This window comes from Mycobacterium sp. (genome assembly GCF_047975165.1).
Taxonomy (GTDB): Bacteria; Actinomycetota; Actinomycetes; order Mycobacteriales; family Mycobacteriaceae; genus Mycobacterium.
Window position 1 is genome coordinate 15,623 of record NZ_JBKECZ010000056.1, and the last position, 18,982, is coordinate 34,604.

Below are 18,982 nucleotides of genomic sequence, written 5' to 3' on the forward strand. Positions count from 1 at the left end.
GCAGAAGTGCGAGTGCAGGGCGCCCTGAGCGCAGGGTGAACGCACAGGGGGCTGGGCCGGTGGCGCAGAGTCAATTGCCGGGGTGGTTGGGCCCGGGGTGAACCCGCACCGCCGAGGCGGCCACGGCGATCAGCGAAACCAGCGCCAGCAGCTGGACCACCGGTGAATGCCCGGCGTAGCCGTCCACCGATCGCCAGGGATGCCGCGACAGCAGGGCCCCGGCGGCGATCAGGCCGCCCGCACTCAGCGCGACCGTCAGCGCGTCGCGCCGCCGGGGCTGCCTTCTCAGCGCATAGCGCACACCCAGTGCCGCCGCGGCCACGAAACCCCCGGCCACACCGGAGATCAGCACCGCCGCAGCCAGCACCGCCGCCACGGCCCACCGCCGGGGTTCCCATGGCCGCGCCGGCGGATCGTCGGGACCGCCGTGCCGCCGCCAGCAGGCAAGCAGTGTCAGCAGCGGCAGCAACGCCAACCCGAACAGCAGGCCCGCCCGATAAACGGCGTTGGGGGCATAGGTCAAGGTGATGGTGCCGGAGTTGCCGGCGGGCACCTGCCAGCCCTGCTGCCACCCGTTCACCGCTACCGGCGTAAGGCTTGCCCCGTCGCTGGTGCGTGCCACCCATCCGGGGTTGATGCTTTCCGGAATCACCAGCACCCGTGCGACATCCGATGCCGGTGCCCGCACCTCCCGCCGGGCCGGACCCCACGCGCCGGTTTCCGCGGAAGTCGTTGTGGCACTGGGCTGCTCGGGAAGAACGGAGAGTCTGGCGCCGTCGACGACGAACGCCGCGCCGGGGCTGATCAGCAGCTCCTGGCGCCCCGGCGGCAGGGTGACCGGGTCGGTTTCACAGGGTTGCGCGGCGATGGGCCGCCCGGCCAGCAGCGCATCCACCGTGGCCGCAATCGAGGTGTGTACGAACCGGCCCGCCACCGCGATGACCGGGCCGTGCTCACAGTCGACCGAAATCCGTCGCGCGCGGTTGGCGCCGGCATCGGCCGCGGCGATCGGATTCCCGTCAGCATCGAGCACGACGATCTCGGCCAGCCCGGGAGGTTTGAGCTGATCGAAGCCCAGCGCGTTGCGGTCGATGAGGTCTTCCCAATCGAGCAGGCTCACCTCGATGGTGTCGGTCACCTGCGGCTGCACGGTCACCGTTCGCGAGTCGCCGGCTGTGTCACTGCCGCCGGCATCACCGCCGCTGTCCAGCGCGCGCACCTGCGGTCCATCCCCCAGGTCCACGGCCAGCAGCGTCGGGTGGGCCGGCAGCGGAGAACGGCTGGTCACCACCCGCAGCCCCGCCACCTCCACCGGGTGCGGCAGCTTCACCGTGAGCGTCGGCGGACTCTTGTGCGCCACCCCGCGCTGCGGTGCGGTCCAGGAAGTGCCGGGGTCGCCGTCGGTGGCCGCATAGGCCGAGCCGAGCACGGCCACCAGATCGGAATCGCCCTGTGCCCGGACGGTTTCGGGTTGGGTGAGCAGCTCGGCCAGCGCGGGGCCCGGCCGCGGGCGCACCCACACCGTCGGGCTGACCGATACCGGGCCTGGCACCGTAAGAGTGCGGCTGAGATTGGTCGGCTCCTCGGGGGCCAGCGCCATCGACGCCGCACACCGCACAGCGTCGGGCCCCTCGGCGCAACCCGGCCGGCCCAGCAGCTCGGCGCCCAGGTCCCAGCTCGCCACCGTCGAACCCGGCGGCGGCCCGGGCACCACCACGGTGTGGCGCAGGGCGACCGGATGGGCGAATCCGGAGGCGTCGTACTGGGTGACCGCCAGGTCGGTGACGCCGAACTGCACCCCCGGCGAACCGTCGTCGGTGGCCGTCGCGGTGAACCGCACCCACCCGGTTTCGCCGTAGGGCAGTGCTGCGGTCAGCGGTTTTCCGGCTTCGTCGAATCGCAATGTGGTGCTGCCATTGAGGGTTTCGACCAGGATGCGGCGGACCTGGGCGCCAACGGCGGTAGCGCTGGGCGTCACGGCGATGACGGCGTTGGTCACCGGATGGTCGAAATCAACCTGCAACCACTGCCCGACGGCGGACTGCAGCGCATTGGACACCCACGCGGTGGCCGGGTCGCCGTCGATTGCGGCCGCCGGGGAGGCGGCCGGAGCGACGTCGGGCAGCGCGGTGGCATCCGAGGACGAACTGGACGCTGTGATCCGCCCGCCGGTCCAGCCGCCCCGCACGATGTGTGCACCCGGAACCGGATAGTCGGGCACCCGATTGTAGGTATGGCGGGCATCGCCGGGTGCCCGGATCGCCGACGAGTGCAGGTCGACGCGGCCGTAGTCGGTTTCCCGGGCCAACGGGGTGTCGGTGACGGTGACCGCCGGCGACGCCAACCCGGCTGCCCGGGCGCCGGACGTCAGCAGCACCGGGCCCAGCGGCGGCCGGCCCAGCAGCGCTTGGCGTTCGTCGAGACGCAACAGCACCTCGGGGCCGCCGTCGATGCGCGGCAACTCGCCGATGCCGGCGAAGTAGGGTGCCCCCGGATTGGCCGGCGCACCGGCGTTGGCGCGTCCGGGGATCACTCGGTAGATCTCGACGGCGGGATAACGCGGCCGCAGGCCGCTGTCGTTGACGAAGCCGGCCAGCGTGCCGGGGCCGGCCGCCGGACCGAACTGGGCCACCTTGGCCAGTCCCGGCGAACCCGAGATGGCGCGGTGCACCAGGATCGGCCGGGCGGCCCGCGCCGACGCCGGGGCCAGGTCGTTGCGCACCACGACGTAGGAAATACCCTGGCGGGCAAGGGTGGCGGCCAACCCGGCCGACGGCCGGCCCGCGGCGAACAGGCGTTGCACCGAGTCCAGTGCCCGGATCGTCTGCGGCGGGGTCAGCGGGATCGAGTCCCGGACACCCCACGGGCCCTCGCCGAGCACCTGGAGCGGCTCATCGTGGGTGGTGCCCCAGGTCTGGGTGGCAAACGGTGCCCCCGGTGCGACCAGGACCCGGCCCGGTGCCGGGGAACCGGTGTTGTGTGCGGTGAGCCAGTCGGCCGCCCGATACCAGTAGCCCGGTATCGCGTCGAAGGCGCCGGCGGGGGTGAGCCGCGCCGTCCAGGCCGGCGAGGTGCTCACCATCAGCGCGGTCAGGGCGACGATGCCGACCGCAACCCGGCGATCCCGCTCGGGGTGCGTCAGTGCGCCGAGCCATTGCGAGCGCGGCGCGCTGCCCGGCAGTGGGATGCGGCCGAGCAGCGCGGCGAAGCCGAGCACCAGCGGAATCCGCACGACCGGCCCCAGCTTGTGCACGTTGCGCAGCGGAGTTCCGCTCGCGTCCAGAAACTCCCGGACCTGGTGGGCGATCGGCGAGCCCAACCCGCCGGCGTAACCGACCGTCAACCCCACCAACCCCACCACCAGCATGGTCACCAGCCGGCCCCGCGCCGGCGTCGCCGGCATTGCCAGCCCGGCCAGCCCGGCGGCCGCGACCAGGCTGGTCGCCAGAATCGCCGCCGAGCCGGTGACCAGGGGTGCGCCCGCGGTCGCGCCGGGCGCCACGAACGGAGTCCAACTATCGGTGCCGCGCAGCAACTCCACCAGCGAGGACCACTGCGTCGTCACCCCGGAGGACTCGATGAAGTCCAGAAAAGGCGGGCTGACCCCGCGCAACTGGGCCAGTGCCACCACCCACCACAAGACAGCCAGCGCGACGGCCAGTGCCAGCCATCCGCAGTAGCGAAACCAGCGCCGGTCCGGCCGGTGACAGCACAACCAGATCGCCGCGGGCAGGCAGGCCGCGGCCGTCGCGATCGCATTCACCGCCCCCATCAGCGCAACCGCCAGCCCGGCCTGCCCGGCCAGCACCCGCGCCGGCCTGCCCGAGCCCCCTCGCAGTGCCAGGATCGTCGGCAGCAGCACCCAGGGAGCCAGCATCATCGGCAGCGTTTCCGACGAGATCGAGCCGAGGGTGGTCAGCACCCGTGGCGACAGCGCGAAGGCAACCGCACCGAGCACCCGCGATGCCGGGCTGCCGATACCCAGCGCCTCGGCCACCCGCAGCAACCCCCAGAAACCGGCCGTCAGCAACACCGCCCACCACAGCCGCTGAACGATCCAACCCGGAACCCCCAGCAGGTGCCCGGCCAGGAAGAAGCTGCCGTGCGGGAACAGGTAGCCGTAGGCCTGGTTCTGCGACTGGCCGAACGGCAGCTCGCTGTTCCACAGGTTGGTGGCGCGGGCCAGGAACCGCAACGGGTTGACCGTGAGGTCGAGCTTGGTGTCGGGGGAGATCCGCCCGGGGGATTGCGCAAAGGCCAGGATCAGCGCAAGCGTGCCGGCCGGCAGCAGCCACCGGCGGGACAGCGGTGGAACCGTCTGCGGGCTAGCTGCGATCGCCGTATTCGACCCGGTTGAGCACCGACGCCGACGGATCGCCCCCGGGCAGTGGCGTCTTCGTGTCCTGCTGGACCATCAGCGTGACTCCGAATACCGCGGCCGCGCCGAGCAGCAGGCCAACGACCACGCTGGCGACCGCGGGTGCGACGATCCGGTTCATAGTGAGCCAACCTAGCAGAACGGCCGCTGGTGGCCGGCGTGAGTGATCGAGGTGTGCGGGCCGGGGCGGGCGGCTGCGAGGGGCTGCGAGGGGCCGGGCGCCTGGCTGCTGCTGGCCCCGGGCAGGATTGGCGAAACAGCCCGTGACAGCATGTCCCGATGGCTTTTATGCGTACCTTGGTTGTCTCGGCTGCTGCGTCGGCGCTGGTTGTGTCCTGCGGCCAGGGCGGTTCCGGCACCGAGGCGTCGACGACGGCGCCCGGCTCGTCAACCGCCGCGAGCCCGGCTCCCGCCAGCTCGACCCCGGTGGCCGCGTCGGGGCCGCGGGTCTGCGCCGAGCCGCGGGACGTTCCCGCGGCGATACCGAACCTGCGTGACAAGCTGGCCCAGCTGCTGTTCGTCGGGGTGCGCGACGCCCAGGACGCCCAGAGTGTGGTCACCGAATTCCACGTCGGCGGCATTATCGTCGGCAGCGACACCGATCTGTCCATGCTGCCCGGCCCGCTCGCCGAGGTCGCCGCGGCGGCGACGCCGCTACCGCTGGCCGTGGGTGTCGACGAGGAGGGCGGCCGGGTGTCGCGGCTGCATGAGCAGCTCGGCGGCCGGGGCCCGACGGCCCGGGAGATGGGGCAGACGATGAGCCCCCAGGAGGTCCGGGACCTGGCTGCCGACCGCGGCCGCACGATGAAGGACCTCGGCATCACCATCGACTTCGCACCCGTTGTCGACGTCACCGCGGCTCCGGACGACACGGTGATCGGCGACCGATCGTTCGGCTCGGACCCGGGGCAGGTCACCGAGTACGCCGGGGCCTACGCCCAGGGCCTGCGGGACGCCGGGTTGCTGCCGGTGCTCAAGCACTTTCCGGGCCACGGGCACGGCTCCGGTGATTCACACAAGGGCGGGGTGAGCACTCCGCCGCTGGCGGACCTGATCGCCGAGGACCTGATCCCGTATCAGACCCTGCTGAAAGACACCCCGGTCGCGGTGATGATCGGCCACATGCAGGTGCCCGGCCTCACCGGCAGCGAGCCGGCCAGCCTGAGCAAGCCCGCGGTGCAGCTGCTGCGTGACGGCACCGGCTACGGCGGGCCACCCTTCGACGGCCCGGTCTTCAGCGACGACCTGTCGAGCATGGCCGCCATCTCCGACCGGTTCGGGGTGACCGAGGCGGTGCTGAAAACCCTGCAGGCCGGCGTCGACATCGCGTTGTGGGTGTCCACCAAGGAGGTGCCCGCCGTGCTGGATCGGCTGGAGCAGGCGGTCGATGCCGGTGAATTGCCTGCCGAGCAGGTCGACGCATCGCTGGTGCGAGTGGCGGCGATGAAGCAGGTCAGTCCTGCTTGCGGCGGGTAGCGTGCTCTAAAGTCGCTTAGCGGGGTGCACGACAGAGAGGTGCACAACTGTGTCGGGTGGTACCAAGCGATTGCCGCGCGCGGTCCGCGAGCAGCAGATGCTCGACGCCGCTGTGCAGATGTTCTCCATCAACGGCTACCACGAGACCTCGATGGACGCCATCGCCGCCGAGGCGGAGATCTCCAAGCCGATGCTGTATCTGTACTACGGCTCCAAGGAAGACCTGTTCGGTGCCTGCCTGAACCGGGAGATGAGCCGTTTCATCGACGTGGTACGCGCTGACATCGACTTCGAGCAAGGTCCAAAGGGCCTGCTGCACAACACTATCGGCGCATTCCTGCGGTACATCGATGCCAATCGCGCCTCCTGGATCGTGATGTACACCCAGGCGACGAGTTCGCAGGCGTTCGCGCCCTTGGTGCGCGAGGGCCGCGAGCAGATTGTCGAGCTGGTGGCAGGTCTGGTGCGGGGCGGTACGCGCAACCCCCGGACCGACGCCGAAATCGAGGTGATGGCGGTGGCTTTGGTGGGGGCGGGTGAGGCCGTCGCCAACCGGTTGAGCACCGGCGACATCGATCTCGACGCGGCGGCCGCCATCATGTTCGACCTGTTCTGGGTGGGCCTGCGCGGGGTACCGGCCGAACGCGACGCCAACCCGGAGGCAAACCCTGGCTAGTGGGGGTTCCGCGTCGAAGAGTCCGCCGACTGTGACTCCACGGTCGCGGTGAGTGCCGAGCGTTACCGTGCGGTCGCAGTGGGGGGAAGCGCGGTGGTTGTTGCAGCGAAGCCAGCGGGGGGAAGCACTGCGGTAGCTGCAGCGAAGCCAGCGGGGGGGCCGACTGCTACAGCGGTGTGACGCTTCCCGTCAGATGCGGATACCCCTTGGCCAGGTTGCGGACGGACACGTCCCAGCCCCGGTCGCTGTTGTCGACGTAGACGCCGACGGTCGCCGGCAGCAATACCGGCTTGCCGAACCGCACCGAGTACCGCACCTCGTCCGGTATGGACGCCTCAATATTTGCCAATACCGCTGCGGCACTGAACATTCCGTGAGCAATGGAAGTCGGGAAGCCGAACAGTTTGGCTGCCACCGAGCTGACGTGGATCGGGTTGTGATCGCCCCCCACCGAGGCGTACCGGCGGATCCGGGCCCCGGTGATGCGCAGGGTGCTCGCCGGTGGCGGCAGCTTGGGCTGCTTAGGCGGGGCCGGCTTCGGTTCGTCGGACAGGCTGGTGCGCTGCTGGTGCAGGAAGGTCGTCACCTGATGCCAGGCCAATTCGTTGCCGACGTGCACCTCGCTCACCAGGTCGGCGAGCAGGCCCTTGCGGTGCTCGCGCAGGTTCTCGGCGCGCGCCCGCACGGCGACGGTGTCGGTGACGGCGATCGGCCGGTACTGGGTGATGTGGTTTTCGGTGTGTACCGAACCCATTGCCGAGAAGGGGAAGTCGAACCCGGTCACCAGCGCCATCACCGACGGGAACGTCAGCGCGAACGGGTAGGTCAGCGGAACGTTGTTGCCGTAGCGCAGGCCGACCACCGCCGCGTAGGCCGCGACACCGTGCTGGTCGATCCGCAGGTCTTCGACCGTGACGGTGCGGTCGGGCACTCGTTCCGGCCGGGGCACCGCGGGCACTGCCCCGGCTACCGCGCGCAGCATGTTGCGTAACCCGCCCGGCTGCTTCATGGGACTCCTTGTCATGTCTCTCGGGCCGTCAGGCGCCTATCATGGCCTGGCCGCAGACCCGGATCACGTTGCCGGTGACCGCATTCGACGCCGGGTTGGCGAAATAGGCGATCGTCTCGGCCACATCGACGGGTTCGCCGCCCTGCAGCAGCGAGTTCAACCGGCGGCCCACTTCCCGGGTGGCCAGCGGGATGGCGGCCGTCATCTTGGTTTCGATGAATCCCGGCGCCACCGCATTGATTGTGATGCCCTTGGCGGCCAGCTCCGGTGCCAGTGCCTGGGTGATGCCGATCATGCCGGCCTTGGTGGCGCCGTAGTTGGTCTGCCCACGGTTGCCCGCGATTCCGGCGATTGACGACAGTCCGATCACCCGCCCGCCTTTGCCGAGGCTTCCGTTGCCTACCAGCCCTTCGGTGAGCCGCAGGGGTGCCAGCAGGTTGACGGCGATGACGGCGTCCCAGCGCGCGTCGTCCATGTTGGCCAGCAGTTTGTCCCGGGTGATTCCGGCGTTGTTGACCAGGATGTCGGCTTTGCCGCCGTGGTGTTCGCGCAGGTGCGCGGTGATCTTGTCCACGGCATCGTGGGCGGTCACGTCCAGCTGCAACGCGGTGCCGTCGACGTGAGCGGCGGTTTCGGCCAGTGCGGCGGCGGCCGACTCGACGTCGATCGCGACCACGTCGGCGCCGTCGCGGGCGAACACCTCGGCGATGGTCGCGCCGATGCCGCGCGCGGCGCCGGTCACGATGGCGACCTTTCCTTCCAGCGGGCGGTCCCAGTCGGCCGGCGCCACCGAATCCGCTGCCCCGACGTAGAACACCTGGCCGTCGACGTAGGCCGACTTGGCCGACAGGATGAACCGCAGGGTGGATTCCAGGCCGGTGGCGGCCGGTGCGGCTTCCGGGGACAGATACACCAGCGCGGCGGTGCCGCCGCGGCGCAGCTCCTTGCCCGCCGAGCGGGTGAAGCCCTCCAGCGCGCGCTGGGCGATCCGCTCATGCGTGTCGGGCACCGACTCCGGGGTGGTGCCGACGACGACGAGGCGCCCGCAGGCGCCAAGATTGCGCAGAACCGGTGTGAAGAAGTCGTAGAGCGCCCTGAGGCCGGCCGGATCGGTGATGCCGGTGGCGTCGAACACCAGGCCGCCGAAGGAGTCGGCCCAGCGCCCGCCCAGGGTGTTTCCCACCACGTCGTAGTCGCCGGCGAGTGCGGCCCGCAGCGGTTCCGCGACTCGGCCGGGTTGGTCGGGCGATGTTCCGATCAGCAGGGACCCGGCCAGTGGCGGGTCGCCCGGGCGGTATCGGCGCAGGGTCTCGGGTTGCGGGACGCCGAGTTGCTTGGCCACCAACGCGCCGGGCCGGGAGTTGACCACCTGTGAGAACAGATCGGTAGGGACTTTGGGTGCCACTGGGCCGCCTTCCACGTCGGGTATGACCGTGATAGCAAATGTATCGGGGACGAACTTACTTCAGAGTAAGAACAGTGGGTAGTATGACCCCTGACTCCCGACCGGTGGACACTGGCCGCCGGTCGCCGGTCGCGCAACCCGATGGTCCGACAGACAACCGGAGAAATCAGTGGCTTCATCTACTTCCAAGGCAGGCGCGGGCACGAAGGCCGGTACCAGCAAGAAGGCCCGCGCAGGCGCCAAGGCCGGCGCGCCCCGGCGGCGCGTCGCGGTGCTCGGCGGCAACCGCATCCCGTTCGCGCGGTCCGACGGCGCCTACGCCGAAGCCTCGAACCGGGACATGTTCACTGCCGTGCTGAGTGGACTGGCCGACAAGTTCGACTTGGCTGGCGAGCGCCTGGGCACGGTCGTCGGCGGCGCGGTGCTCAAGCACAGCCGGGATTTCAATCTCATGCGCGAGTGTGTGCTGGGATCCGAGCTGTCGCCGTACACCCCGGGCCTCGATATCCAGCAGGCGTGCGGCACCGGACTGCAGGCGGCGATCCTGGCGGCCGACGGTATCGCCGCGGGCCGCTACGACGCCGCCGCCGCGGGTGGCGTGGACACCACCTCCGACCCTCCGATCGGCCTGGGTGACGACCTGCGCCGCACCTTGCTGCGGCTGCGTCGATCGAAATCCAACGTGCAGCGGCTCAAGCTGGTTGGCACGCTCCCGGCCAATGTGGGTGTCGAGATTCCGGCCAACAGCGAGCCACGCACCGGCAAGTCGATGGGCGAACACGCCGCGATCACCGCGAAGCAGATGGATATCAAGAGGGTCGACCAGGACGAGCTTGCCGCCGCCAGCCATCGCAATATGGCCGCGGCCTACGACCGCGGCTTCTTCGACGACCTCGTCTCACCGTTCCTGGGGCTCTACCGCGACGACAACCTGCGACCCGATTCCAGCCGGGAGAAGCTGGCCGGGCTGCGTCCGGTGTTCGGCGTGAAATTGGGCGACGCCACCATGACGGCGGGCAACTCGACACCGCTGACAGATGGTGCCTCGGTTGCGCTGCTGGCCACCGACGAATGGGCCGCCGAGCGTTCGCTGACCCCGCTGGCCTACCTCGTCGACGCCGAGACTGCCGCCGTCGACTACGTCAACGGACACGACGGGTTGCTGATGGCGCCCACCTACGCCGTGCCGCGACTGCTGGCCCGCAACGGTCTGGCTCTGCAGGATTTCGACTTCTACGAGATCCACGAGGCGTTCGCGTCGGTGGTGCTGGCGCACCTGCAGGCCTGGGAGTCCGACGACTACTGCAGGCAGCGACTGGGCCTCGACGGCGCGCTGGGGTCCATCGACCGGGCCAGGCTCAACGTCAACGGCTCGTCGCTTGCCGCCGGACATCCGTTCGCCGCCACCGGCGGCCGCATTCTGGCTCAGACGGCCAAGCAGCTCGCGGAGAAGAAGCGTGCCCAAAAAGGCAAGGGCACGGTGCGGGCGCTGATCTCGATCTGCGCGGCCGGCGGCCAAGCGGTGGCGGCGATCCTCGAAGCCTGACCCCGCTCAGAACGCGGCTTCGTCGAGCTCCATGATGTCGAGGTCGAGAGCCTCGACCGTCTCGCGGGTACCGGACAGCAGCGGCAGGAACGTCTTGGCGAAGAACGACGCCACGGCGATCTTGCCCTCGTAGAAGGATCGATCGGCGCCCGTTGCGCCCGCATCCAGGGCCTCAACCGCGACCGCGGCCTGCCGCTGGAGCAGCCAGGAGATGATCAGGTCGCCCACGCTCATCAGGAAGCGCACCGAACCCAGGCCGACCTTGTACAGGCTGGCGACGTCCTCCTGCGCGGCCATCAGGTAGCCGGTCAGGGAGGCGGCCATCGCCTGGACGTCGGTCAGCGCCTTGCCCAGCAGGACGCGCTCGCTCTTGAGCCGGCCGTTGCCGGTCTCGCTGTCGATCAGCTTCTGGATCTCGCCCGCCACGTAGCCGAGCGCCGCCCCCTTGTCGCGGATGATCTTGCGGAAGAAGAAGTCCTGCGCCTGGATCGCGGTGGTGCCTTCGTAGAGCGAGTCGATCTTTGCGTCCCGGATGTACTGCTCGATGGGGTAGTCCTGCAGGAAGCCGGAACCGCCCAGGGTCTGCAGGCTCTCGGTGAGCTTGGCGTAGGCCTGTTCGGAGCCGACGCCCTTGACGATGGGTAGCAGCAGGTCGTTGACCTTGACCGCCAGCTCGGGCGTGATGCCGTGAATCGCCTCGGCCACTGCCGCGTCCTGGAAGGTGGCCGTGTAGAGGTACAGCGCGCGCAGCCCCTCGGCGTAGGCCTTCTGGGTCATCAGGGACCGGCGCACGTCGGGGTGGTGGGTGATGGTGACCCGCGGTGCGGTCTTGTCGGTCATCTGGGTCAGGTCGGCGCCCTGGACGCGTGACTTGGCGTATTCCAGGGCGTTCAGGTAGCCGGTGGACAGTGTGGCGATGGCCTTGGTGCCCACCATCATGCGGGCCTGCTCGATGACCTCGAACATCTGGGCAATGCCGTCGTGGGAGTCGCCGACCAGCCAGCCCTTGGCGGGCACACCGTGCTGGCCCAGGGACAACTCACACGTCGAGGAAGCCTTGAGGCCCATCTTGTGTTCGACGTTGGTGACGAACACCCCGTTGCGCTCTCCCGGTTCGCCGGTCTCGGGGTCGAACAGGAACTTGGGTACGAAGAACAGCGACAGGCCCTTGGTGCCGGGGCCGGCGCCGTCGGGGCGGGCCAGGACCAGGTGGAAGATGTTCTCGAAGAGATCCCCGGAGTCCCCGGAAGTGATGAACCGCTTGACCCCGTCGATGTGCCAGGCGCCGTCGTCCTGCTGGGTGGCCTTGGTGCGACCGGCGCCGACGTCGGAGCCGGCATCCGGCTCGGTCAGCACCATCGTCGAGCCCCACTCGCGCTCGGCGGCCAGCACCGCCCACTTCTTCTGTTCCTCGGTCCCGAGGTGGAAGAGGATCTGGGCGAAACCTGCGCCGCCGGCATACATCCACACCGAGGGGTTGGCGCCGAGGATGTGTTCGTGCAGGGCCCACATCAGTGCCTTGGGCATCGGCATTCCGCCCAAGTCCTCGACCAGGCCCGCTTTGTTCCAGCCGGCCTCGAGTACGGCCCTGACCGATTTCGAGTAGGTCTCCGAGAGGGTCACGGTGTGGGTGTTGGGGTCGAAGACCGGCGGGTTGCGGTCGCCGTCGACGAATGAGGCGGCTACCGGGCCCTCGGCGAGTCGGGTCATTTCGGCCAGCATTTCGCGGGCGGTGTCGACGTCGAGGTCGCTGTAGTCGCCCTGGCCGAGCACCTTGTCGAGCCCGAGTACCTCGAAGAGGTTGAATTCCTGGTCGCGAACGTTGCTCTTGTAGTGGCTCACTGCCGTCCTCCTCGTTGAGAATGCCACCTGCGGTTGGGCACCTAGGCTAAGTTACCCACCAGTAACACGGTACAAAATATACTGCCGGGATTTGCCAATGCAAGTCAATGTGCGTCGCTTTCCATCCGATGGCCTACCCGCCGGTAGCGCCCGTCCTGATCGTACTCCCGAAAGCGCCTTTCACCAGTGCCGGCGATGTGGCGACCGGTGCGGATACGGCTGCCCGGGTTGGGGCATTTTTCCTGGCCGCTGGCCTCGAATTTTCGCGCCGGTGGGGCTCAGGGGCTGTGAGTCGTTCGCGAGCGTAACGTGGCTGCGATTTTGCGCTCCGGATTTCGCCGTGGCGTTACGCTCGCGAGCATGCGACCGGCGTCGATCCTCTCGCGCGGGGGTGGCCGGGTAGGCTCGCAACCGGCAAGCCCGTTCTCGGCCCGAGGGGCGCGTGAAGTCCGGTGAAATCACACAAGAAGCTGACCGCCTCGACACTGCGCGAGGCGTTCGGCCATTTTCCGTCGGGTGTGGTGGCCATCGCCGCGGAGGTCGACGGCGTTCGTCAGGGTTTGGCGGCCAGCACGTTCGTACCCGTTTCGCTGGACCCGCCGCTGGTCTCCTTCTGCGTACGCAACGTCTCGACGACCTGGCCCAAACTCAAGGGCGCCCGCACGTTGGGCATCAGCGTCCTCGGTGAGGCCCACGACGAGGCGGCCCGTACCCTCGCCGCACAGACCGGTGACCGCTTCGCCGGGTTGGAAACGGTTTCCAGCGGCTCCGGCGCGGTCTTCGTCCGGGGCACCGGGCTCTGGCTGGAGAGTGCGATCGAGCAGCTGATCCCGGCCGGTGACCACACGATAGTGGTGCTGCGGGTCAACGAAGTGACCGTCGACGCCGAGGTTGCCCCGATCGTCTTTCACCGCAGGGCCTTCCGCCGGCTCGGCCTGTGAGCCCAGCCCGGGGGCCGGGCCCAGGGGCCGCAGACGGGGGCTGGGGGCTGGGGGAGACAGGCGTCAGCGCCGGGGCCAGGGGACCGGGGGAGGCAGGCGGGGAGCAGGGACCGGGGGAGGCAGGCGTCAGCGCCGGAACAGCTTGTTGCCCAGCCAGACCACCGGGTCGTACTTGCGGTCGGCGACCCGCTCTTTCATCGGGATCAGCGCGTTGTCGGTGATCTTGATGTTCTCCGGGCACACCTCGGTGCAGCACTTGGTGATGTTGCAGTAGCCTAGGCCGAAGTCCTCCTGCGCCTGGTCACGCCGGTCCAGGGTGTCCAGCGGATGCATTTCCAGCTCGGCGACCCGCATCAGGAAGCGCGGGCCGGCGAACGCCTCCTTGTTCTCCTCGTGGTCGCGGATCACGTGGCAGACGTTCTGGCACAGGAAGCACTCGATGCACTTGCGGAACTCCTGCGACCGCTGCACGTCGACCTGCGCCATCCGGTAGTCACCGGGTTTCAGGTCCTTGGGGGGTGTGAACGACGGGATCTCGCGGGCCTTCTGGTAGTTGAACGAGACGTCGGTGACCAGATCGCGGATCACCGGGAAGGTTCGGATCGGGGTGACGGTGACGACCTCGTCCTCGTCGAACGTCGACATCCGGGTCATGCACAGCAACCTCGGCATGCCGTTGATCTCCGCCGAGCAGGATCCGCATTTGCCCGCTTTGCAGTTCCAGCGAACGGCGAGGTCGGGCGTCTGCGTCTGCTGCAGGCGATGGATGATGTCGAGCACGACCTCACCCTCGTTGACCTCGACGGTGAAGTCCTCGAGCGCGCCGCCGACATCGTCGCCGCGCCACACCCGCATATTCGCGTTGTACGCCATTACGCTCTCCGTTCCGGATGGTCGGCCAGCTCTTCGTCGGTGTAGTACTTCTCCAGTTCGGAGAGTTCGAAGAGCTCCAGCAGATCGGGCCGCATCGGCCGCTGCGGTTCCGGGGTGATCGTGATCCGGGCGCCGCCGGCCGCGTCGGCCCCTGTCGACGCGTCACGGCAGACCAGCAGGGTTTTGCGCCAGCCGGAGTCCATGCCGGGGTGGTCGTCGCGGGTGTGGCCGCCGCGGCTCTCGGTGCGCTGTAGCGCGGCCCGGGCGATGCACTCGCTGACCAGCAGCATGTTGCGCAGGTCGATCGCCAGGTTCCAGCCCGGGTTGTACCGGGTGGCCCCCTCGACCTGAATGTTCTGGAAACGGCCCCACAGCTCGCCGAGGTGAGCCAGTGCGCGGGTGATCTCTTCCTCTTTGCGGATGATGCCGACCAGGTCGTTCATCGAGTGCTGCAGGTCGGTCTGCAGCGCATACGGGTTCTCCGGAGTCGAGCCGTCGGTCGGGCCGGTGAAGGGCTTGAGTGCCTGGGTGGCGGCTGCCTCGACGGCCTCCGGCGAGATCAGCGGCCGCTCGGCGAGCCCCTGCACGTAGGTCGCGGCGCCCAGTCCAGCGCGCCGGCCGAACACCAGCAGATCCGACAGCGAGTTGCCGCCCAGACGGTTCGAACCGTGCATGCCTCCGGAGCATTCGCCGGCGGCGAACAACCCGGGAACCTTGGCCGCCCCGGTGTCGGCATCGACCTCGATGCCGCCCATCACGTAGTGGCAGGTGGGCCCGACCTCCATGGGCTCGGTGGTGATGTCGACCTCGGCGAGCTCCTTGAACTGGTGGTACATCGACGGCAACCGGCGCTTGATCTCCGCGGGCGTCAGCCGGGAGGCGATGTCGAGGTAGACCCCGCCGTGCGGGCTGCCGCGGCCGGCCTTTACCTCGGAGTTGATCGCCCGGGCAACCTCGTCGCGGGGCAGCAGGTCCGGGGTGCGCCGGGCGGCGTCGTTGTCCTTGAGCCACAGGTCGGCTTCTTGCTCGGTCTCGGCGTACTGCCCTTTGAAGACCGGTGGGATGTAGTCGAACATGAATCGGGTGTTCTCGGAGTTCTTCAGCACTCCGCCGTCGCCGCGGACACCTTCGGTGACCAGGATCCCCTTGACGCTGGGCGGCCACACCATGCCGGTGGGGTGGAACTGGATGAATTCCATGTTGATCAACGTCGCGCCCGCCCGCAGCGCCAGGGCGTGGCCGTCGCCGGTGTACTCCCAGGAGTTCGAGGTGACCTTGAACGACTTGCCGATCCCGCCGGTGGCCATCACGATCGCGGGTGCTTCGAACAGCACGAACCGGCCGCTCTCCCGCCAGTAGCCGAAGGCCCCGGCGATCTTGTCGCCGTCCTTGAGCAGCTCGGTGATCGCACACTCGGCGAAAACCTTGATGCGCGCTTCGTAGTCGCCGAACTGGGCGTGGTCCTCCTGCTGCAGCGAGACGATCTTCTGCTGCATGGTGCGGATCAGTTCCAGGCCGGTGCGGTCGCCTACGTGTGCCAGCCGCGGGTAGGTGTGGCCACCGAAGTTGCGCTGGCTGATCCTGCCGTCTTCGGTGCGGTCGAACAGCGCGCCGTAGGTCTCCAGCTCCCAGACCCGCTCCGGCGCCTCCCTGGCGTGAAGTTCGGCCATCCGCCAGTTGTTCAGGAACTTCCCGCCCCGCATGGTGTCGCCGAAGTGGGTCTGCCAGTTGTCCTTCGGGTTGGCGTTGCCCATCGACGCGGCACAACCGCCCTCGGCCATCACCGTGTGTGCTTTTCCGAAAAGCGATTTGGAGACGACCGCAACCTTTAGGCCGTGCTCGCGCGCTTCGATGACCGCACGCAAGCCCGCGCCGCCGGCACCGATCACGACCACGTCGTAGGCGTGCCGTTCGACCTCAACCATGAAACCTCGCTCAGCTGTACGAAATTGATTCGCTCTTGCAGGACTGGCCGGCAGGTCAGCCGATGAACCGGATGTCTGATATGGCACCGCTGGCCACCAGCATGATGTAGAAATCGGTGAGCATCAGCGTGCCCAGCGTGATCCACGCGTATTGCTTGTGCCGGGTGTTTATGTTGCTGACCTGAGTCCAGATCCAGTACCGCACAGGGTGCTTGGAGAAATGCTTGAGCCGGCCGCCGGTGGCGTGCCGGCAGGAGTGACAGGACAGCGTGTAGATCCACAGCATGATGACGTTGCCGAGCAGGATGAGATTGCCCAAGCCGAAGCCGAAGCCGCCGGGGCCGCTCTCGGAATGGAACGCGACGATCGCGTCGTAGCTGTTGATCAGCGAGATGACCAGGGCAATGTAGAAGAAGTACCGGTGGGAGTTCTGGATGATCAGCGGCAGCCGGGTCTCGCCGGTGTAGTGAACACGGGGTTCGGCTACCGCGCAGGCGGAAGGTGACTGCCACACCGTCCGGTAGTAGGCACCCCGGTAGTAGTAGCAGGTGAGCCGGAACAGCAGTAGGAACGGCAGGGTCAGCGCCGCGAACGGCAGCCACCACACATCCGGCAGCACCTGCGGCCAGAACTCGCTGGCTTCCTTGGTGCACCCGTGGCTCACGCAGGGCGAGTAGAACGGCGTCAGATAGTGGTACTTCGCGACGAAGTAGTCGTTCTGCTGAAACGCGCGTGCCGTCGCGTAGATGATGAACGCGGCGAAGCCGAGGTTGATCCGCAGCGGCTGAAGCCACCAGGCGTCGGTACGCAGCGTCTTGGCCGCAATTTGGGCGCGGGTCGCGGAAAAAACACCGGATTCAGAACGGATCGCCGTTGGTGCGCTCATGAAATTCTTGTTCCTCTTCGAACGGGCTGTCGGTCGAAGGGTACACAGCTTGAGCGCCCGATTTTCTGTCGGGCGTGGCCGTCAGGTGCGGCCGAGGCCGCCGACACCTTCGTCGTCGACGTCGCGCCAGAAGTCGCGGTCGTACTGAGTGTCGGGGATGGCGATCTTCTCGGTGGACTGATGCACGGTTGCCCGAGCGAGGTCCAACTCGGCCAGGTCGGTGTTGAGTAACTGCAGGTCGCTGACGATTCGGTCCGCGTCGATGACGATCCGGCGGGTTGCCGGGTTGTCGCCGTAACGTTTCCTCAGCGACGTCGCGCACCGCTCTAGGTGACCGACGAGGTCGTGCAGTTCGGTGATTTCAGATCTGCTGGACAATCGACGCTCCCGGGGCTGAAGGTGGTGGGGATCACAGTACGCTTCCCGATACTAGCCGGTATCGCAGGAGGGTCCGGGGCGATGAGTCAGGGCGTTGACTCTGCGCAGGTGGCGCAATCACCCCCGTTGACTCTGCGCTGGTGGCGCGAAAGTGCGAGTGGATTGCGCCCTGGGTGCAGAGTGAGCGTCCCTGCCGGGCGCCCCTTGGGCGCAGAGTGGATGCTGAGAGGGCTAGTCGATCTTGCCGACGATGTAGCGCTGCATGGTGGGGCCGATGGCGTCGACGAGCTGGTCCACCGGCATGGAGTGCAATGGTTCGGATCGCAGCCCGTACCGCAGTATCCCGAGTCCGACGAGTTGCGAGGCGCACAGCGATGCCCGCACCGCGACCTTGTCGGCCCCGACCATTTTGAGTATCGGACTGAAGACCGGCCCGATGAACAAGCTTTGAACGACCTCGGCAGTCTTGGCCAGTCCACTGGAGGCGATCGCACTGGCGGCAAAGGGGCCACCGCCGGCGGCGTCCCAGGTGGTGATCAACATGTAGAGAGTCTGACGGCCGATCTGGTTGACGCTTCCGGTGACGATCCGGTCGATGAACTCCGGTGTGCTGAACGGCAAACGAAGTGCTTTCGCAACGTCGTCGAGGAGCCCGCGCGAGGGCTCGTCGGTGCGGGCCATGGTGTCAGGATTGCGCGGATGCCAGCAAAGATCAAGAGGGGGTCGCCGGTAGCCGCTCGGCGATATGACGGGCCAGAGCGCCCAGCCGCATCCGGTCGGGCCAGGACGCCGGCACATCGCAGTTGACCAGTGGCCGCGCCGTCACCGGACCGACACACATGGCCTGCACACCGGTACGCAACGCATCCAAGACCCGGTCTTCGATGTTCAACTCGCGGCTTCGTTCCAGCAGCGCCGCGGCCGCGGTCGCCGAGGTGAAGCTGACCGCATCGAAGCGCCGGTCGGCGATGCCGGCCACCAACTCGTCGAATTCGCCGCCCAATGGTGCCGGCACCTCGCGGTAGACCCGGATGGGCACGATTTCGGCGCCCGCGGACCGCAGGCCGCCCAGGAGCTCCGGTACCGGATCCCAGCGCTCGGGCCCGCCGTGCAGCTGGACCGCGATACGCGTCCCGGACATATCTGATTCAAGGAGGTGGTCCAGTACCTCCTGAGACGATTCCGACGCCGGCGACCACTGTTCACGCAGGCCGGCGGCCCGCAGCGCTCCGGTGGCCTTCGGTCCGCGGGACACGATCCGGGCCGTCGACAGCGAGTCGAGCAATTCGGTTGCCAGTCCCCATTCTTCGGCCGCGGCCAGCCAGCCGCTGAAGCCGACACCGGTTTGGGCGATCAGAATGTCGGGGGGTCGCGCGATCAAAGCCTCGGTGCCGGCGCGCAGGTCGTCGTCGTCGGTCAGCGTGGTCATGGTGATCGCCGGGGCTGCGAAGACCCCGGCCCCCTGTCGGCGCAGCAGCACGCAGAGGTCCTCGGCCCGCCGGGCGGATGTGACGGCGATCCGGTACCCGGCCAGCGGGTGGGGCATGTTGTCGTCCACGTCGAAGTCCACCCTAATCCGCCCGAGATGTCCCGGCCCCAGGTGTATCCGGCGATGACGTTGGTAGCGGGCGTGTTCGCCTGCCGTGA

The 18,982-nt window shown here is 68.4% G+C and carries 14 protein-coding genes and 1 pseudogene; 4 read left to right on the plus strand and 11 right to left on the minus strand.

Annotated elements, in window-relative coordinates; translation table 11 throughout:
• Positions 1-70: 70 nt before the first annotated feature.
• Together ACK5M9_RS05980 and ACK5M9_RS05985 are read right to left on the minus strand one after the other, a co-directional pair.
• Positions 71-4,336 carry an alpha-(1->3)-arabinofuranosyltransferase domain-containing protein gene (locus tag ACK5M9_RS05980; protein WP_416892302.1) on the minus strand — a complete coding sequence of 1,422 codons (4,266 nt, stop codon included), beginning with the start codon at positions 4,334-4,336 and terminating at the stop codon, positions 71-73.
• Entirely contained in the window at positions 4,326-4,499 is a 174-nt protein-coding gene (locus ACK5M9_RS05985; RefSeq protein ID WP_416892262.1) for a DUF2613 domain-containing protein, read from the minus strand. The genes ACK5M9_RS05980 and ACK5M9_RS05985 overlap by 11 nt, the downstream gene beginning before the upstream one ends.
• Before the next feature lie 158 nt (positions 4,500-4,657).
• On the opposite strand from ACK5M9_RS05985, the gene ACK5M9_RS05990 reads away from it, so the two are divergent.
• Positions 4,658-5,854, plus strand: a complete 1,197-nt coding sequence (locus ACK5M9_RS05990; protein ID WP_416892263.1) for a glycoside hydrolase family 3 N-terminal domain-containing protein — start codon at positions 4,658-4,660, stop codon at positions 5,852-5,854.
• A gap of 49 nt (positions 5,855-5,903) precedes the next feature.
• Positions 5,904-6,530 carry a TetR/AcrR family transcriptional regulator gene (locus tag ACK5M9_RS05995; protein ID WP_416892264.1) on the plus strand — a complete coding sequence of 209 codons (627 nt, stop codon included), beginning with the start codon at positions 5,904-5,906 and terminating at the stop codon, positions 6,528-6,530.
• A gap of 166 nt (positions 6,531-6,696) precedes the next feature.
• Here the strand turns inward: ACK5M9_RS05995 and ACK5M9_RS06000 are convergent, their stop codons facing one another.
• On the minus strand, positions 6,697-7,539 hold the full coding sequence (locus ACK5M9_RS06000; RefSeq protein WP_416892265.1) for a MaoC/PaaZ C-terminal domain-containing protein: 843 nt from the start codon (positions 7,537-7,539) through the stop codon (positions 6,697-6,699).
• A gap of 28 nt (positions 7,540-7,567) precedes the next feature.
• Positions 7,568-8,944 (minus strand): 3-oxoacyl-ACP reductase, encoded by a 1,377-nt coding sequence (locus ACK5M9_RS06005; RefSeq protein ID WP_416892266.1) that lies wholly within the window; start codon positions 8,942-8,944, stop codon positions 7,568-7,570.
• A 169-nt stretch (positions 8,945-9,113) separates the two neighbouring features.
• Here ACK5M9_RS06005 and ACK5M9_RS06010 point away from each other — a divergent pair, with 169 nt between their 5' ends.
• On the plus strand, positions 9,114-10,490 hold the full coding sequence (locus tag ACK5M9_RS06010; protein ID WP_416892267.1) for an acetyl-CoA C-acetyltransferase: 1,377 nt from the start codon (positions 9,114-9,116) through the stop codon (positions 10,488-10,490).
• 6 nt (positions 10,491-10,496) lie between these two features.
• Here the strand turns inward: ACK5M9_RS06010 and ACK5M9_RS06015 are convergent, their stop codons facing one another.
• Positions 10,497-12,332, minus strand: coding sequence for an acyl-CoA dehydrogenase (locus ACK5M9_RS06015; RefSeq protein ID WP_416892268.1), 1,836 nt, complete (start codon positions 12,330-12,332; stop codon positions 10,497-10,499).
• Between the two features lie 452 nt (positions 12,333-12,784).
• Here ACK5M9_RS06015 and ACK5M9_RS06020 point away from each other — a divergent pair, with 452 nt between their 5' ends.
• Positions 12,785-13,273: a flavin reductase family protein gene (locus tag ACK5M9_RS06020; protein WP_416892269.1), complete on the plus strand. Its 489-nt coding sequence runs from the start codon at positions 12,785-12,787 to the stop codon at positions 13,271-13,273.
• 126 nt (positions 13,274-13,399) lie between these two features.
• On the opposite strand, the gene ACK5M9_RS06025 is transcribed toward ACK5M9_RS06020, so the two are convergent.
• From ACK5M9_RS06025 to ACK5M9_RS06050, 6 genes and pseudogenes are all read right to left on the minus strand, one after another.
• Positions 13,400-14,146 carry a succinate dehydrogenase/fumarate reductase iron-sulfur subunit gene (locus tag ACK5M9_RS06025; protein ID WP_416892270.1) on the minus strand — a complete coding sequence of 249 codons (747 nt, stop codon included), beginning with the start codon at positions 14,144-14,146 and terminating at the stop codon, positions 13,400-13,402.
• Entirely contained in the window at positions 14,146-16,071 is a 1,926-nt protein-coding gene (locus ACK5M9_RS06030) for a fumarate reductase/succinate dehydrogenase flavoprotein subunit (RefSeq protein WP_416892271.1), read from the minus strand. The genes ACK5M9_RS06025 and ACK5M9_RS06030 overlap by 1 nt, the downstream gene beginning before the upstream one ends.
• Positions 16,072-16,126: 55 nt before the next feature.
• Positions 16,127-16,957, minus strand: a complete 831-nt coding sequence (locus ACK5M9_RS06035) for a hypothetical protein (RefSeq protein WP_416892272.1) — start codon at positions 16,955-16,957, stop codon at positions 16,127-16,129.
• Between the two features lie 81 nt (positions 16,958-17,038).
• Positions 17,039-17,335, minus strand: coding sequence for a hypothetical protein (locus ACK5M9_RS06040; RefSeq protein WP_416892273.1), 297 nt, complete (start codon positions 17,333-17,335; stop codon positions 17,039-17,041).
• A gap of 231 nt (positions 17,336-17,566) precedes the next feature.
• Positions 17,567-18,016: a hypothetical protein gene (locus tag ACK5M9_RS06045; RefSeq protein WP_416892274.1), complete on the minus strand. Its 450-nt coding sequence runs from the start codon at positions 18,014-18,016 to the stop codon at positions 17,567-17,569.
• Between the two features lie 46 nt (positions 18,017-18,062).
• Positions 18,063-18,881 (minus strand): annotated as a pseudogene (locus ACK5M9_RS06050) (uroporphyrinogen-III synthase); the annotation flags it as partial.
• Positions 18,882-18,982 lie beyond the last annotated feature (101 nt).

Bases quoted from the DNA above. Each gene is read 5' to 3' on its own strand.
- ACK5M9_RS05990 (WP_416892263.1), top strand. From the start codon at position 4,658: ATGGCTTTTATGCGTACCTTGGTTGTCTCGGCTGCTGCGTCGGCGCTG.
- ACK5M9_RS06000 (WP_416892265.1), bottom strand. From the start codon at position 7,539: ATGAAGCAGCCGGGCGGGTTACGCAACATGCTGCGCGCGGTAGCCGGG.
- ACK5M9_RS06045 (WP_416892274.1), bottom strand. From the start codon at position 18,016: ATGGCCCGCACCGACGAGCCCTCGCGCGGGCTCCTCGACGACGTTGCG.
- ACK5M9_RS06030 (WP_416892271.1), bottom strand. From the start codon at position 16,071: ATGGTTGAGGTCGAACGGCACGCCTACGACGTGGTCGTGATCGGTGCC.
- ACK5M9_RS06035 (WP_416892272.1), bottom strand. From the start codon at position 16,957: ATGAGCGCACCAACGGCGATCCGTTCTGAATCCGGTGTTTTTTCCGCG.
- ACK5M9_RS06025 (WP_416892270.1), bottom strand. From the start codon at position 14,146: ATGGCGTACAACGCGAATATGCGGGTGTGGCGCGGCGACGATGTCGGC.
- ACK5M9_RS05985 (WP_416892262.1), bottom strand. From the start codon at position 4,499: ATGAACCGGATCGTCGCACCCGCGGTCGCCAGCGTGGTCGTTGGCCTG.